The 15,690-nt window shown below is 47.7% G+C and carries 11 protein-coding genes; 3 read left to right on the top strand and 8 right to left on the bottom strand.

The window, feature by feature from the left end; translation table 11 throughout:
- Positions 1–13: 13 nt before the first annotated feature.
- Both NYE38_RS03480 and NYE38_RS03475 read right to left on the bottom strand, forming a co-directional pair.
- Positions 14–925, bottom strand: coding sequence for a diacylglycerol kinase (locus NYE38_RS03480; protein WP_015239327.1), 912 nt, complete (start codon positions 923–925; stop codon positions 14–16).
- A 152-nt stretch (positions 926–1,077) separates the two neighbouring features.
- Positions 1,078–4,221 (bottom strand): efflux RND transporter permease subunit, encoded by a 3,144-nt coding sequence (locus NYE38_RS03475; RefSeq protein ID WP_340803124.1) that lies wholly within the window; start codon positions 4,219–4,221, stop codon positions 1,078–1,080.
- Between the two features lie 128 nt (positions 4,222–4,349).
- Between NYE38_RS03475 and NYE38_RS03470 the strand changes: the two genes are divergently transcribed.
- Positions 4,350–5,198 (top strand): TetR/AcrR family transcriptional regulator, encoded by an 849-nt coding sequence (locus tag NYE38_RS03470; RefSeq protein ID WP_017419038.1) that lies wholly within the window; start codon positions 4,350–4,352, stop codon positions 5,196–5,198.
- Between the two features lie 62 nt (positions 5,199–5,260).
- Here the strand turns inward: NYE38_RS03470 and gatB are convergent, their stop codons facing one another.
- Genes gatB through gatC form a run of 3 tightly spaced genes read right to left on the bottom strand, consistent with a single transcriptional unit; the run spans position 5,261 to position 8,467 of the window.
- A complete protein-coding gene (gene gatB / locus NYE38_RS03465; RefSeq protein ID WP_003155730.1) occupies positions 5,261–6,691 on the bottom strand; it encodes an Asp-tRNA(Asn)/Glu-tRNA(Gln) amidotransferase subunit GatB in 1,431 nt (476 codons plus the stop codon).
- 13 nt (positions 6,692–6,704) lie between these two features.
- Positions 6,705–8,162 carry an Asp-tRNA(Asn)/Glu-tRNA(Gln) amidotransferase subunit GatA gene (gene gatA, locus NYE38_RS03460; protein ID WP_017419037.1) on the bottom strand — a complete coding sequence of 486 codons (1,458 nt, stop codon included), beginning with the start codon at positions 8,160–8,162 and terminating at the stop codon, positions 6,705–6,707.
- A 14-nt stretch (positions 8,163–8,176) separates the two neighbouring features.
- Entirely contained in the window at positions 8,177–8,467 is a 291-nt protein-coding gene (gene gatC, locus NYE38_RS03455) for an Asp-tRNA(Asn)/Glu-tRNA(Gln) amidotransferase subunit GatC (RefSeq protein ID WP_003155732.1), read from the bottom strand.
- 421 nt (positions 8,468–8,888) lie between these two features.
- On the opposite strand from gatC, the gene putP reads away from it, so the two are divergent.
- A complete protein-coding gene (putP, locus tag NYE38_RS03450) occupies positions 8,889–10,367 on the top strand; it encodes a sodium/proline symporter PutP (RefSeq protein ID WP_021495172.1) in 1,479 nt (492 codons plus the stop codon).
- 120 nt (positions 10,368–10,487) lie between these two features.
- On the top strand, positions 10,488–11,180 hold the full coding sequence (locus NYE38_RS03445) for an MgtC/SapB family protein (RefSeq protein ID WP_014417117.1): 693 nt from the start codon (positions 10,488–10,490) through the stop codon (positions 11,178–11,180).
- A 37-nt stretch (positions 11,181–11,217) separates the two neighbouring features.
- On the opposite strand, the gene NYE38_RS03440 is transcribed toward NYE38_RS03445, so the two are convergent.
- The 3 genes from NYE38_RS03440 to ligA all read right to left on the bottom strand — a co-directional run bounded on the left by NYE38_RS03440 (position 11,218) and on the right by ligA (position 15,668).
- Positions 11,218–12,213 (bottom strand): phosphotransferase enzyme family protein, encoded by a 996-nt coding sequence (locus tag NYE38_RS03440; RefSeq protein WP_104843148.1) that lies wholly within the window; start codon positions 12,211–12,213, stop codon positions 11,218–11,220.
- A gap of 236 nt (positions 12,214–12,449) precedes the next feature.
- A complete protein-coding gene (locus NYE38_RS03435; RefSeq protein WP_017419035.1) occupies positions 12,450–13,646 on the bottom strand; it encodes a CamS family sex pheromone protein in 1,197 nt (398 codons plus the stop codon).
- A 15-nt stretch (positions 13,647–13,661) separates the two neighbouring features.
- A complete protein-coding gene (ligA, locus tag NYE38_RS03430) occupies positions 13,662–15,668 on the bottom strand; it encodes an NAD-dependent DNA ligase LigA (RefSeq protein ID WP_025649898.1) in 2,007 nt (668 codons plus the stop codon).
- Between the last annotated feature and the right edge of the window lie 22 nt (positions 15,669–15,690).

Raw genomic sequence — 15,690 nt, 5'->3', positions numbered from 1 at the left:
TTTTGTCCGCGTATTAATCATCCAGCTGTTCCGCTTTCTCCTTCGGCATGATGACGTGAATATGCCGGTACAGGTTCACGAATTCGCCCGGCAGCATGCCGCCGTACTCGCCGTCCAGGTTCAGCTGCATCTTTTCTGATACATTGACTTTCACACGATTCGCTTTTGTGTAAATAATGTGCTGATCGTTAATATGATCGCCTCTGAGCGCCATGCTCGCGACTCTGATAAACTCCGCGAGATTGGCTTTTTTCAAAATAATTAAATCAAACATGCCGTCATTCAGGCTGGAATCAGGGGCCAGCTTCTCGAATCCGCCGACCGAGTTGGTCAGCGTCACTAAAAACAGCATAATTTCGCCTTGAAACAGCTTGCCGTCATATTCAATCTCGACTTCTGTCGGTCGAAGTGAAGGCAGCATTTCCATTCCCTTTAAATAATAAGCAAGCTGGCCGAGCATCGTTTTCAGTTTGCTTGGCACATCGTACGTCAGCTCCGTCAGACGGCCTCCGCCGGCGATGTTGATAAAATATTGACCGTTCACCTGTCCGATGTCGATCGGGCGGGCCACGCCGTTAATGACGGTATCAGCGGCATTCAGTATATTCTCTCTCGGAATGCCCAGCGCTCTGGCGAAATCATTTGTCGTGCCGACCGGAATGATGCCGAGTGTCGGGCGTTTGTCTAACGGCGCAAGGCCGTTGACGACTTCATTAATCGTTCCGTCTCCGCCGGCTGCGATAATCAGGTCAAACTCCCGCAAAGCGGCTTCTTTTGCGGCGTTGGTGGCATCCCCCGCGCATGTGGTGGCATGGGTAGAGGTTTCATAACCGGCTTGTTCAAATTTTTGCAGGACCTGGGCAAGATTTTTCTTAAAAAGCTCCCGTCCTGAAGTCGGATTGTATATTATGCGTGCACGTTTCATTATCTCATCATCCTACTTAAGAGTATCCGATCCATTATTAACACTAACAACCTTTAATTATACTATGACTTGAGAAAATCGCAACAATATGTACAGGAATTTCCAGAAGAAAAAAGGCCCCGGCTCCGTTTAAGGAGCCAAGGCCCGCTGTCTTACTCTTCTTCCGTTCCAGGTTTTTTCTTACGGAATTTCGCTAATACTTCATATACGATCGGCACAATCAGAAGAGTCAGCAGAGTCGAACTGATTAAACCGCCGATAACAGTGACACCGAGTCCTTTAGAAATGACTTGGCTTCCGCCTTCAAAGCCCAATGCCAATGGAAGCAGGGCGCCGATTGTCGCGATCGCCGTCATCAGAATCGGACGCAATCTCGTAGAGCCGGCTTCCAGGAGCGCTTCTCTCGTCGATAGGCCTTCCGCTTCTTTATGGATGACGCGGTCAATTAAGACAATCGCGTTTGTGACGACGATTCCGATCAGCATCAGCATACCGATCATGGCATTCAGACTGACCGTCTCTCCGGATACATACAGGCCGACTAATGCGCCGATGACTGTAAACGGAAGCGAGAACAGAATCGCAAACGGCGCTAATGCTCCGCCGAACGTGATCACAAGAACGAGGTATACGATGGCGATTGCGGCAAGCATCGCTAAGCCGAGTTTCGTAAAGGAATCAGCAATATCCGCTGATACACCGCCGGTATCAATCGATACATTGTCCGGCTTATCCAGTTTGTCAACTTTCTTTTGAACGGCTGATGACACCTTCGTGACGTTGTCAGAAGTGACGGTTGCCGTTACGTCAGCGTACACTTTGCCGTCGCGTTTGGAAATGGTATCGGATGTCGTGCCATTTTTCACTTTCGCCACATCGCCGATTTTTACTTCTTGGCCTGCAGGCGATGTGATGGTTTTATCCTCTAATTCTTTTACACTCTTATACTGGTCTTTTTCTGTTTTGATGTTGACGTCAAGCTCTTTGCCGTCCTTTTTCACCGTTGTCAAAGGAGACTGTGACGTTTGGGACATCAGGGCTTGGGAGATTTGCGAAGCCGTCAGGCCCTGCTTGCTGAGTTTCTCCTGGTCAGCGGTGAACGTGTACTCATCATATGTGCTGGAAAGGCCTGAGTTGATGTCTTTCAGATCCTTCTGCTTTTTCATGATGCTTTCGATGTCTTTGACCGTGCCTTTAATATCAGACTCTGAATCTCCGTACACATAGTACGTTAATTCGTTGTTGTTGCCTGACGAACTGAAATTTTGTGATTTCCATTCGCCGCGGCTGGATGTTTTTTTGATTTCTTTTAAGACATTGTCTTTTTCTTTGTCAAAATCAGGCGTGTCATCCTCGTATTTCACGTAGAACAATGCGCCGTTTGAGCTTCCGCCGAGCGGACTTTGCGAGCCTAATGAATACTGAACGGTATCGACATGTTTGCGTTTAAGCAGCATATCTTCCGCTTTTTGCGCAGCTTTTTCAGCTTCGCTTTTCGTTTCGCCCGGTTCAGGCGTGTATGTGAGCTGCATCGTTTTGTCCGCTTGCGCAGGCAGGTAGCTCGCGCCGATCAGAGGTACGAGGAATAAACTGCCGACAAGCATCAGAACCGCGATGATAGATGTAATCCATTTATGTCTTAATGACCAATTCAGCACTTTTTTATAGAAATTGGCCAATCTGCCCGGCTTATGCTCTTTCGCTTTAACAGGCGCGCCTGTGAGCGATTTTTTGAATAAGCTGTGCGCAAGCATCGGCACCAGTGTGATCGAAATCAACAGTGATGCGGCAAGCGCGAAGACGATTGTTAATGCAAACGGCATAAACAGTTCGCCGATCTGTCCGCCGACCATGGCAAGCGGCAGGAATACAGCAATGGTTACGATCGTTGATGACATGATCGGTTTAAACATTTCTTTCGTCGCTTCACGCACCAATTGCTTCCCGCGTAAAGGTTCATCTTTCAGCCTCATGCGGCGGTAAATGTTTTCGATCACGACAATCGAGTCGTCGACTACCCGTCCGATGGCGACCGTCATCGCACCGAGCGTCATTATGTTCAATGTGACATCAAGCTGATTCAGCACAAGAAGCGCAATCAGCAGTGACAGCGGGATGGAAACGATAGAAATCATCGTTGATTTAATATCTCTTAAGAATAAGAGAATGATCACGACCGCAAAAATCGCGCCGAAAATCGCTTTGCTTAACATCGTATCCACCGACTCTGTAATCGGCTCTGCCATATCAAGAGTCGAGCTGTACTTGAACCCTTTATGGTCTTTTTTGTATTGATTCAGTTCATCTTTAATCGCATCGGCCACTTCTACCGTGTTGGCGTCATTGGCTTTTACGATATTAATTCCGATGCTGTCCTTTCCGTTCGTGCGGGAAATGGATTCAGCTTTTTTCACATCTTTAATGTCGGCAATGTCAGAAAGCTTGACTGTCGGCACCCCTGCTGACGCGCTTTGCTGTGCCTGCTGCATAGCCTGAGCGTCCGCCGCAGACGCCGCACCGGCTCCGCCCGCTTGACCTTGAGCGGCAGAAGAAGATGTGACCGGAATTCTCATCTCTTTCAGATCTTTAATTGACGTAATATTTCCGTTAACGACAACTGATTTTTCTTTGTTGCCGAATGTGTACAATCCAAGCGGCGTATTGACGTCAGAGCCTTGGATCACTTTCTTGACGGTATCTTCATCAAGTCCGTACTCTTTCATTTTTTTGTCTTTGAAAGAGAATTCCACCTGCTCTTCCTGCTGTCCGGAAACTTGTACGGACGCAACGCCCTGAATGCCTTCAAGCTTAGGAACGAGAGTGTTTTCCACATTTTTAGTCAGATCTTCAAGCGAGCTTTTGCCGCTTGTCACACTGAGCGTCAAAATCGGGAAAGAGTTGAGGCTGTAACGGGAAATGTCAGGTTTTTTCGCGTCGTCAGGAAGGCTGACACTGTCCAGCGCTTCAGCGACTTCGGTTTTCGCCTTGTCCATATCCTTGCTGTAATCATATTCAATCATAACCGATGAGACGTTTTCAGAAGATGTGGACGTTACGACGCTCACTCCTTCTAAATTCTGGACCGCCTGCTCGATCGGTTTTGTCACGTCATCCGCAACTTGACTCGGAGCAGCTCCGGGATAAGTCGTATTTACTGAAAGGTAAGGCATGTTGACGTCCGGTATGGATTCCTGCTTCATATTCATACCGGCATACAGCCCTGCTACAGTAACGATAATCGTCATCAGCCAAACTGCGAATTTGTTCTTCAGTACAAAGTTAATAATGTGGTTCATCATGTCCTCCGTTAATTTTTATTGACTGACTGGTCATTCTATATAATACTAAACGGTATAACTCAACATCGTCAACTAATAAGGCAGTAAATTTTTCTAAATTTTTCAGGATTAAGGGGAAGCACGTCATGAACGAAAAAAAAGAGAAAATCATAAAAACAGGCATCCATTTATTTGCCAAAAAAGGGTTTTCTTCAACAACCATTCAGGAAATCGCCGGTGAATGCGGAATTTCAAAAGGAGCCTTCTATCTCCATTTCAAATCAAAAGAAGACCTTTTGCTGTCAGCATGTGAGTATTACATCGGCATGTCTATGGAAGAAATAAAGAAAATCAAAACAGAACATCAGCATAAACCGCCTAAGGACGTATTTCGAAAACAAATCGCTTATCAATTCCAGGAATTTATGGAGCACAAGGACTTTATCATTCTCTTGCTGAGCGAAAAGGTCATTCCTGAAAATCAAAAGGTCAAGCAGTATTTTCATGAGGCCAATATTCAATTTAACATGCTGTATCGGGATGCGTTGCTCTCCGTTTACGGAGATGCCGTCACACCGTTTTTAGCGGACGCGTCCGTTATGGCGCAAGGAATTGTGAGCTCCTATATTCATTTCTTGATTTTTAATGAACATACGGCATTCCGGACGGAAAACGTGGCGGCCTTTCTGATTGCCAGAATCGATGATCTGATTACGGGACTGATAAAAGACAATCCCGATCCGCTGCTGCCTGAGGATATCTTCACTCAGCCCGCGGCGGATAGAGAAAGACTGCTTGCGGATATTCAAAAGATAAAAGCACAGCAGGAGCTGCCTGAGGACGTCCTCGTATCGCTTGAAGTCATTGAAGAGGAATGCGCAAAGGAAGAGCCGCGAAAACCGATTATTAAAGGAATGCTGTCCAATTTGGCAGGCAGCGGAAATGAGCAGATTGAAACGCTGCGGGCTTCCATTGAAACCTATTTCAGCTTATAAAAAAAGAGACCGGCGCTTACCGGTCTCCGTGTCAGCAGCGCCCTTAGAGGCGGCTGCTTTTTTTATCGTTTTTTGATTTCTTCAAGTAAGATCTTGTTGACCATCGGCGGGTTGGCCTGTCCTTTTGAGGCTTTCATAATCTGCCCGACAAGGAAGCCGATCGCGCGGTCTTTTCCGTTTTTGAAGTCTTCAATTGACTGCGGGTTGCTGTCAAGCGCATCTGTTACCAGCTTCAGAAGCACGCTTTCGTCAGAAATCTGCACGAGGCCTTTTTCTTTGACGATTTTTTCTGCGTCGCCGCCTTTTTCAATTAATTCTTTAAAGACTTTCTTCGCGATTTTGGACGAGATGGTTCCTTTTTCAATCAGCTTAATCATGCCGGCAAGGCCTTCAGGAGTCAGCGCGACATCCTCAAGCTCTTTTTGTTCGGCGTTCAGGTAAGCTGAGACTTCACCCATCAGCCAGTTTGATGCCTGCTTGGCTTCTGCGCCTTTATTGACCGTTTCTTCGAAGAAATCAGCCATTTCTTTCGTCAGCGTCAGAACCATTGCGTCATAAGCAGGCAGGCCGAGCTCTTCGATATAACGCTTGCGGCGCTCGTCCGGAAGCTCAGGAATGGTTGCTCTTACGCGTTCTTTCCATTCGTCATCAATGTAGAGCTCGACAAGGTCAGGCTCAGGGAAATAACGATAGTCGTCCGAACCTTCTTTGACACGCATCAAAATGGTTTTTTTCGTCGCTTCATCGTAGCGTCGCGTCTCCTGCTGAATGACTCCGCCTGACAGAAGGACCTGCTCTTGGCGTTTTTCTTCATGCTCAAGTCCTTTTTGCACGAACGCGAAGGAGTTCAGGTTTTTCAGCTCCGTTTTTGTGCCGAATTTCTCCTGGCCGATCGGACGGAGGGAAATGTTGGCGTCACAACGCAGTGAACCTTCTTCCATTTTACAGTCGGAAACGCCTGTGTATTGAATAATTGATTTCAGCTTTTCGAGATATGCGTAAGCTTCCTCCGGTGTGCGGATATCCGGCTCAGATACAATCTCGACAAGCGGCGTGCCCTGGCGGTTGAAGTCAACGAGGGAATAGCCGTCGCCCGTATGCGTCAGTTTTCCCGCATCTTCTTCAAGGTGAAGACGGGTAATGCCGATTTTTTTCGTTTTTCCGCCGACTTCGATTTCGATCCAGCCGTTTTCGCCGATCGGCTTGTCAAATTGAGAAATTTGATATGCCTTCGGGTTGTCCGGATAGAAATAGTTTTTCCGGTCAAACTTCGTATCCGTTGCGATTTCACAGTTCAAAGCCATTGCGGCTTTCATCGCGAATTCAACCGCTTCTTTGTTCAAAACGGGCAGCACGCCGGGATAGCCGAGGTCGATGACGCTCGTTTGGGTATTCGCTTCCGCGCCGAATGGCGTCGGTGAGCTTGAGAAAATTTTAGATTTTGTTTTTAATTCCACATGGACTTCAAGTCCGATTACCGTTTCAAAGTTCACTTCATTTCACCCCTTACAGTTCAGGTTTCGCTTTATGATGATCTGTTGCCTGCTCAAAAGCATGAGCGACGCGGTATACAGTGCCTTCATCGAAGTGTTTTCCGATGATTTGCAATCCGAGCGGCAGCCCGTCCGCAAATCCGCACGGCACGCTGATTCCCGGCACACCCGCGAGGTTGACAGGGATCGTTAAAATATCGTTGGCGTACATTGTGAGCGGATCGCTGGTTTTTTCGCCGATTTTGAATGCCGGTGTCGGCGTTGTCGGTCCGACGATGACATCGTATTTCTCAAATACGTCTTCAAAATCTTTCTTAATAAGCGTGCGCACTTTTTGCGCTTTTTTGTAATATGCATCATAGTAGCCGGAGCTGAGCGCGAAGGTGCCGAGCATGATGCGGCGCTTCACTTCATTACCGAATCCTTCAGAGCGTGTCTGTTTATAAAGGTCGATCAGGTTGTCCGCATTGTCTGAGCGGTAGCCGTAGCGGATGCCGTCAAAGCGCGCAAGGTTTGCAGACGCTTCGGAAGAAGACAGCAGATAATACGTCGCAAGCGCGTATTTGCTGTGCGGCAGAGATACTTCTTCCCATGTCGCTCCGAGGTCTTCAAGCACTTTTAAAGCGGCTAAAACCGATTCTTTCGCTTCTTTGCCGACGCCTTCTCCGAGATATTCTTGCGGTACGGCGATTTTTAAGCCTTTAATATCGCCAGTTAATGAAGAAAGAAAATCCGGCACTTCGACATTGGCGCTCGTAGAGTCCATTTTGTCCGGGCCTGAAATCGCCTGAAGCAGGAATGCGTTATCTTCTACGGTTCTTGTGATCGGCCCGATCTGGTCCAGTGAAGACGCAAAAGCGACCAAACCGTAACGCGACACGCGTCCGTATGTGGGCTTTAATCCGACGACGCCGCAGAAAGAAGCCGGCTGGCGGATGGAGCCGCCCGTATCAGATCCGAGTGAAAACGGCACTTCGCCCGCGGCAACCGCAGCTGCGGAACCGCCGCTTGATCCGCCGGGAACCGTATCGAGATTCCAAGGGTTTTTCGTCGCTTTGTACGCGGAGTTTTCAGTAGAAGAACCCATCGCGAACTCGTCCATATTCAGCTTTCCGATCGTGACGGCTTCAGCGGCTTGAAGGCGCTCCACGACCGTCGCATCGTAAATCGGATCGAAGTTTTCGAGGATTTTGCTTGAGCATGTTGTGCGAAGCCCTTTGGTCACGATGTTGTCTTTGACGCCGATCGGCATTCCGAAGAGAAGACCGTGTTCAGACCGTCCGTCAACCGCTTCGTCAAGTTCTTTCGCGTAAGCGCGGGCTCTTTCTTCATCAAGCTGTAAAAACGCCTGCACCTTATCATCCACGGATGCGATCCGTTTGTAAGATTCATCAACAAGATCGGAAATCTTGATTTCTTTTTTATGTATCATTTGTTTCAGTTCTGTGATTTTGTGATCAAATAATGACATACTGTCTCCCTCCTTTAATCCAGAATAGATGGCACACGGACATAGCCGTCTTTATGATCGGGAGCATTTTTCATGACATCCTCGACCGGAAGGCCTTTACCCGCTTCATCTTCTCTCATTACGTTTTTCATTTTCAGCACGTGTGTTGTCGGTTCCACGTTATCCGTGTCCACTTCATTAAGCTCCTCGGCAAACGAGATGATGCTGTCAAGCTGTTCTGTGAACATTTCAGCTTCTTCATCCGTAATGGCGAGTCTCGCCAAATGAGCGACATGCTTTACTTCTTCTATAGAAATTCGTGACATAAGATCCACCTCCGCATAATTCTCCGTTTCGTCATATAATACTGATCATATCAAAAACGAGCCCTCTAAAGCAACAAAACGCCGCCTTCTGAGGCATGATGAAACCCTCTCTATTTTATCCTAAATCGGGGAGAAAGAGAAACGAATTATATGTCAGAAAATTTTTACTTTTATAATTTATTGGTAGCGTTTTCATCTCTAAGCTGTTCTATGTTGGCGGGGATTTTTTCCTTGAGCGGGCCAGGTTTCGAGAGTTGATTGATCGGGGATACTTTGTTAGGTTTAGTAACCATAGCCAGCACTAAATCATGCGATCCGCATGGAATGATGACTAAAGGCTGGATCGCCGGCGCATATTCCGGCACTACTAATCTACAGAGGTGATGCAACATTTACATGAAAGAAGAGAGGGTCCAAAAACGTGAGTATTGAATTAATTATATCTCTTGGCATTTACTTTGCTGCCATGCTGTTAATCGGCTGGTACGCATTCAGGAAGACAACGAATATTAATGATTACATGCTGGGCGGAAGAGGACTAGGCCCGTTCGTAACGGCGCTGTCCGCAGGTGCGGCCGATATGAGCGCATGGATGCTGATGGGAGTTCCCGGCGCAATGTTCGCAACGGGGTTATCGACCTTATGGCTGGCGCTCGGTTTGACGATCGGCGCGTATTCAAATTATCTGCTGCTTGCTCCGAGGCTGCGCGCTTACACGGAAGTTGCGGATGATGCGATTACGATTCCCGATTTTTTCGATAAACGGTTCCGCCACTCGTCATCATTGCTGAAAATTGTTTCCGCCGTGATTATTATGATCTTTTTCACGCTGTACACATCGTCCGGGATGGTATCCGGAGGCAGGTTATTTGAATCGGCATTCGGCGCCGACTACAAATTCGGTTTGTTTTTAACGGCCGGTGTTGTTGTGCTTTACACGCTGTTTGGCGGTTTCCTCGCTGTCAGTCTGACTGACTTTGTACAGGGAGCGATCATGTTTGCGGCATTAGTGCTTGTGCCGATCGTTGCTTTTACCCAGCTCGGGAGCGTTTCAACGACGATTGATTCGATCAACGCCGTTAACCCGAAACTATTGGATATCTTTAAAGGCGCGAGCGTCATTAGCATTATTTCTTATTTGGCATGGGGACTCGGCTATTACGGCCAGCCTCATATCATCGTACGATTTATGGCGATTAAAGAAGTGAAAGATTTAAAACCCGCCCGCAGAATCGGGATGAGCTGGATGGTTATTTCAGTTGTCGGTTCATTGCTTACCGGGATTATCGGGGTTGCGTATTCTCATCACTTCGGGGTCTCCGTAAAAGATCCCGAAACGATTTTCATTATTTTTTCTAAAATCTTGTTCCATCCGCTGATTACGGGCTTCTTGCTGTCCGCAATTTTAGCGGCGATCATGAGTTCCATTTCCTCACAGCTTCTCGTAACGGCAAGCGCCATTACGGAAGATTTATACCGCGCCTTTTTCAGACGGGAAGCGAGCGATAAAGAATTGGTCATGACCGGACGCCTGTCGGTATTGATCGTGGCCGTTATCGCCATCCTGCTTTCCATGAATCCGAACAGCACCATTCTTGATCTGGTCGGATATGCGTGGGCAGGCTTCGGTTCGGCTATCGGCCCGGCGCTCTTGCTCAGTCTGTACTGGAAACGGATGAATGAATGGGGAGCGCTTGCGGCGATGATTACCGGGGCCGCGGCCGTTTTAATCTGGATCACGACAGGGCTTGCCGCTTCAACCGGCATATACGAAATCATTCCGGGGTTCTTCCTCAGTCTGATTGCCGGTATTGCCGTCAGCCTGCTGACCAAAAAACCGGCCGATGCTTCTTATCAGCTGTTCAGCCGGATGGAAGCTCTTTTGAAAAACAAGAAATAGACAAAAAGCCGTCAGATTTTATCCCTGACGGCTTTTTTCTTCCGCACTTGTCCTGCTATAAATACTGTGAGAAAATCATATCAATTTATTATAAGAAAAATTGCGGAGGTGCTGTGCAAATTGAGCTGGCCTATCGAACCAGACATTTTATTAAAGCTGGGCATTGCCACGCTGATCGGCATGATCATCGGTCTTGAACGCGAGCTGAAAAACAAACCGCTCGGCCTGAAAACCTGTATCGTCATCGCCGTCAGCTCCTGTATGCTGACGATCGTCAGCATTAATGCGGCATATCATTTCCCAAAATATTACCGTATCATGATGGATCCGCTCCGCCTCCCCGCCCAAATCATTTCCGGCGTCGGTTTTATCGGCGCGGGCGTGATCCTGCGTAAAAGCAATGACGTCATATCCGGCCTGACGACATCGGCCATCATCTGGGGCGCGGCCGGGCTCGGTCTGGCTACAGGCGCCGGCTTTTATAAAGAGGCGTTCGCAAGCCTCTTGTTTATCCTGATCAGTGTCGAATTTCTTCCGTGGCTGATCAGAAAAATCGGTCCCAACCGCTTGAAAGAAAAGGATATCCGCGTGAGAATGTCTCTTTCCGATAAAGACAAAATGACCGAGATTTTAAAGGAAATGAAAAGCAAACAGCTCCGCATTCACTCCGTCCGGATTGATGATCTGCACGAAAAAGAATTTCCGATTATGGAAGTGAAAGTCAGTGTTCACAAAAACCGCTACACCACTGACGTCTATTATGATATTAAAGAAATTCAGGGTGTCGTCGGAGTGAAGTGTGATACGCTATAAAAAAACGCCGGGCTGGACTCAGCCGGCGTTTTTCTATTTATACGAATGCAGAAAAGTGATACTCCGTAATCGGGGTTTCGTTTTCGATATCGCGCCTGAAGGTTTTCAGCATCTCACGTTCCTCGTCCCCGAGTGCATTGAGGTCAAACGCCTGATGCAATAATCCGTAGATCAGCATATGGCGCAGCCGGAGAAAATCCGGGATGTGTTCAAGCCAGGCGGGGTCAAGGTCATTTTCTTCCCTGTAGCCTTTCATAAAGTGTGTCATGAATTCACCCGTAAACGCGGCCTTGTCTTCATACGGGATGACCGGATACCACAACATGTTGTACAGCAGAATACTGATATCATTCACAAACCAATTGTAGCCGGTATCATCAAAATCAAATGCAGTGATTTTATCGTTGTCCCAATTGAAATTGCCGTGGTGCAGATCGGCGTGCACAAGGCCGTAGTTTTCAGGATTCTTCGGCAAACGGCGCAGTTTTTCCATTAGAGCATCCGCCCGCTCAAATACGAGATGCTGATCTGCGGGCACGTATTTTCTCAGCTTCAGCTGCTCCTCTTCATCCCATTCCTGCCTTTTATATGCCGGATCGCTCAGACAGTAGCTTTTCGTCAGCCGGTGCATGTTCCCCGTGTATTTTCCAAGCTCGTAAAACAGAGTTCCGTTCCAGTCTGATTCCTCCACTTTGCGTCCGGGCGCTTTTTCATAGACTCTTACTAAAAATGCTCCGCCTTTTCCATCCGGCACTTCTTCGACATCTTTGCCATTTAATGAAGGAATCGGTTTCGCTGCTGAAAGCCCGCCCTTTGCCAGATGATGAAGCCATTCCATTTCTCCGAGAATATATTCCGGTGTTCTTCTGATCGTATGCGTAATTTTTAAGATATAAGGTTCGTTATCTTTCACAATTTCGTATACGTAGTTCTCTGCGTCCGCGATAAATTGAAACTTGGTAAAGCCGTATATTTCACCTGCTTCAGCGAGCACCTTCTCTTCCTCAAAAATCGCTTTAATATCTTTATGCATGCTGATTCACCCTTTTCATAACGTTTGTAGGCGGTGTGTGTACTCAGCAAATGTCATTCATCAACATTCCTGCCCTTCTTTTTTCACAGCAGATTCGTAACATCCGCTTAGAAATGAAATGTGTTTTCCTGTTAATTCCTAATTATACAAATATCTTAACATACCTCATTCCTAGCTCCAACGATATTCACAATAAAAAACCCTTGCTCATACAGAAATGAACAAGGGCATCTTGGTTAATCGTAAATATGGACGGTCGGTTCTTTGTCACCCGCATTGCGGACGATCAGCGCTTCCTGTCCGTCAGACGAGGTAATGTTAATTTCGACATCAACTGAGCTTTTTGAATAATAATCCATCAGCTCACCTGTTAAGTATTGGGTAAAGGCGATAACTTCGCTTTTCCCGTAAAATTGCATCGGGATTTCAATCTTCATTTTTCTCATTTCATCGTTTTCGTACATTGCCGTTCCGACGACTCCGGTGTAATTCGGGAAGTAGCTGTCGATGGCGTTTTTGAAGCGTTTAAACACTTCGGAATCATCAGGGTATTTCTTTGCCGTGTCTGTATCCGCCGGATAGAAGACGTACTTTTCTTTGACATCATCCCAGTTTGAAATGGTGGATGAGCCGGCCTTGACTTCTGTTTTCGCAATGTAATTCCCCGGCACGATTGATGTTTTCGGCGCTTGTTTATAAAGGGCGACGGTAATCGGCACATTTTTCAGGTTATCCATTTTCCGAAGGCGGTTAACGACTTCCTGGGCGATTTCTTCACCGTGGCTGCGGATCGTTTTGTCGCTGAGCTCCACTTCCTGCTGCGGATCACCTGTGTTTTCGCGGTAATAGTAAACAGAGTTGAGAGCGAGACCGATCATGACACCGCCAAGCTGGATGGAATTTTTATCTTTTCTTACTAAGTAATCCTGTTCAAGCATAGACGCTAAGTAAATCGGGCTGTTTTCATTTTTCTCTTTTGTCGATCCCGAGCTTGGCAGCACCGGGTTTAAGCCGAGATTCTGAAAATTGGCGTCTGCCTTTTTCGCCTTTTTCAGATCACTGCCCTCTTTTTTGCGGTCAAGCCAGCTGAGTACCGTGTCCTCATCTAAATACTGGCCTTCCTGATACAAATAGTCATCCGTCGGGAACGTGTCTTGAGCGAGCCGCATCAGACCCGTCTCGAATTCATCGATGTCCAGCCTCGTGTTCAGCCGGTCCGCGGTCAGGCCGCGCGCTTTTCCGGCCTTAAACGGAAGCACCATTTTATAGTAGGAATCAGAGATATTATATTTCGGTATGATCGCTTTTTCAGAAGACTTTGCCGTTTTCTGCGTGATCTCTTCCTCTTTGTTCCCCCCGAAACTCGGCGAACAGGCCGACAGCATGAGTACTGCCGCCGTTGCCGTCGCCGCCAATGCCAACATCTTTTTCAATAGAAAACACTCCTCTTATTTCTTTAGCTCTCCCAATAGCTGTGCTTCATTCCATACTTCAATGTTTAATTCCTGCGCTTTTGTCAGCTTGCTTCCGGCCGCTTCTCCGGCAATCAGCAAGTCTGTTTTTTTGCTGACAGATCCCGTCAGCTTTCCGCCGAGCGCTTCAATCTGCGCCTTGGCTTCATTTCTGGACAGCTCTTCAAGCTTTCCGGTTAACACGATGGTTTTGCCGGCAAAATAAGAGTCGCTGTCCTCCGCTTTTACTTTTTTCGGGCCTTTGTAGAGTGTGTTCACACCGAGTTCCTCAAGTTCATTCAATAGCTCAAGCATTTCTTCTTTGCGGAAATAGGTAATAACGGCATCGGCCATCTTTTCGCCGATTTCATCTACCGCAAGCAGCTCTTCTTCCGTGGCTTGTTTCAAATTTTCCAGGCTTTCAAAATGCATGGCGAGTGTTTTTGCCGCTTTTGAGCCGATAAAACGGATGCCGAGACCGAACAGCAGGCGTTCCAGCGAATTCTCTTTCGACTTTTGGATGGAGCTGATCAGATTGTCAGTTGATTTTTCCCCCATCCGCTCAAGCCGGATGACCTGCTCTTTCGTCAGCTTATACAAATCAGCGACATTACGGACGAGATGTTCACGGAAAAGCTGTGTGATGACACGTTCTCCGAGTCCGTCAATATTCATCGCGTTGCGTGAGACAAAGTGAATCAGGCCTTCTCTGATCTGCGCCGGACATTCCGGATTGATGCAGCGCAGCGCGACTTCCCCTTCAATGCGGACAAGTTCGCTCTCGCACTCAGGGCAGCTGGTAGGCATATTGAATTCTTTTTCTTCCCCGGTCCGCTGTTCGATTAAGACATTGACGACCTCAGGGATGATGTCGCCCGCTTTTTTGACGACCACTTTATCGAGAATGCGGATATCCTTCTCTTTAATTAAATCTTCGTTATGAAGGGATGCTCTTGAGACCGTCGTTCCCGCGACTTTTACCGGTTCCAGAACGGCGGTCGGCGTAATGACGCCCGTTCTTCCGACATTCAGTTCGATATCGAGCAGTTTTGTCACGACCTCTTCCGCCGGGAATTTATAAGCAATCGCCCAGCGCGGGCTTTTTGCCGTATACCCGAGTTCTTCCTGTTGATCGAGCGAATCGACTTTGATGACGATCCCGTCAATTTCATACGGGAGATCGGCCCGCTTCGCCTGCAGCTCTTCGATCATTTCAATGACTTCATCTATCGTGGCGCATTTTTTCCGTTCCTGGTTTGTTTTAAAACCGAGCTCATCCAGAAAATCCAGGCCCTGACTCTGTGTTTCCACACCCATTTCGTCAAGCTCCGCTATACTGTAGACGAAGATGTCAAGATTTCGTTTCGCTGCAATTTTCGGATCGAGCTGTCTGAGTGAGCCCGCAGCCGCGTTCCGGGGATTGGCGAACGGCTCCTCTTCATGTTTCAGCCTTTCTTCATTGAGGGCTTCAAATGACTGTTTCGGCATGTACGCCTCTCCGCGCACTTCTATGGAAAGATTCCGTTTCATTTTCAGCGGAATGTTGCGGATCGTTTTTAAGTTTTCCGTGATATCTTCGCCCGTCGTTCCGTCTCCTCTTGTCGCGCCTCTGACGAAATAGCCGTCTTCATAACGGAGAGAAACAGCAAGACCGTCTATTTTCAGCTCCACATTATAAGCGACGCCGGCACCGACAGCCTGACGGACGCGGCGGTCAAAATCGCGGAGATCATCATCGTTAAATGCGTTGCCGAGACTGAGCATCGGCGTGCCGTGCTGCACCTTTTGAAACGATTCAAGCACCGCTCCCCCGACCCGCTGTGTGGGCGAATCAGGCGTTCTGAGTTCCGGGTGCTCTTCCTCTATGGCAATCAGCTCCTGCATCAGTCTGTCGTACTCGGAATCCGGCACGCTCGGTTCATCTAAGGTGTAATATTCATAACTGTACTGATCGATGGTGCGGCGCAATTCTTCTGCCCGGTGTTTCGCTGTTTCTTTGTCCATCATGTTCTTCCTTTCCTCTTCA

Origin of the sequence: Bacillus sp. EU63 (genome assembly GCF_038592915.1) — a bacterium.
In the GTDB taxonomy this organism is placed as follows: domain Bacteria; phylum Bacillota; class Bacilli; order Bacillales; family Bacillaceae; genus Bacillus; species Bacillus velezensis.
The sequence above is the reverse complement of the archived record's forward strand: the minus strand, read 5'-3'. Positions and strand labels throughout refer to the sequence as shown.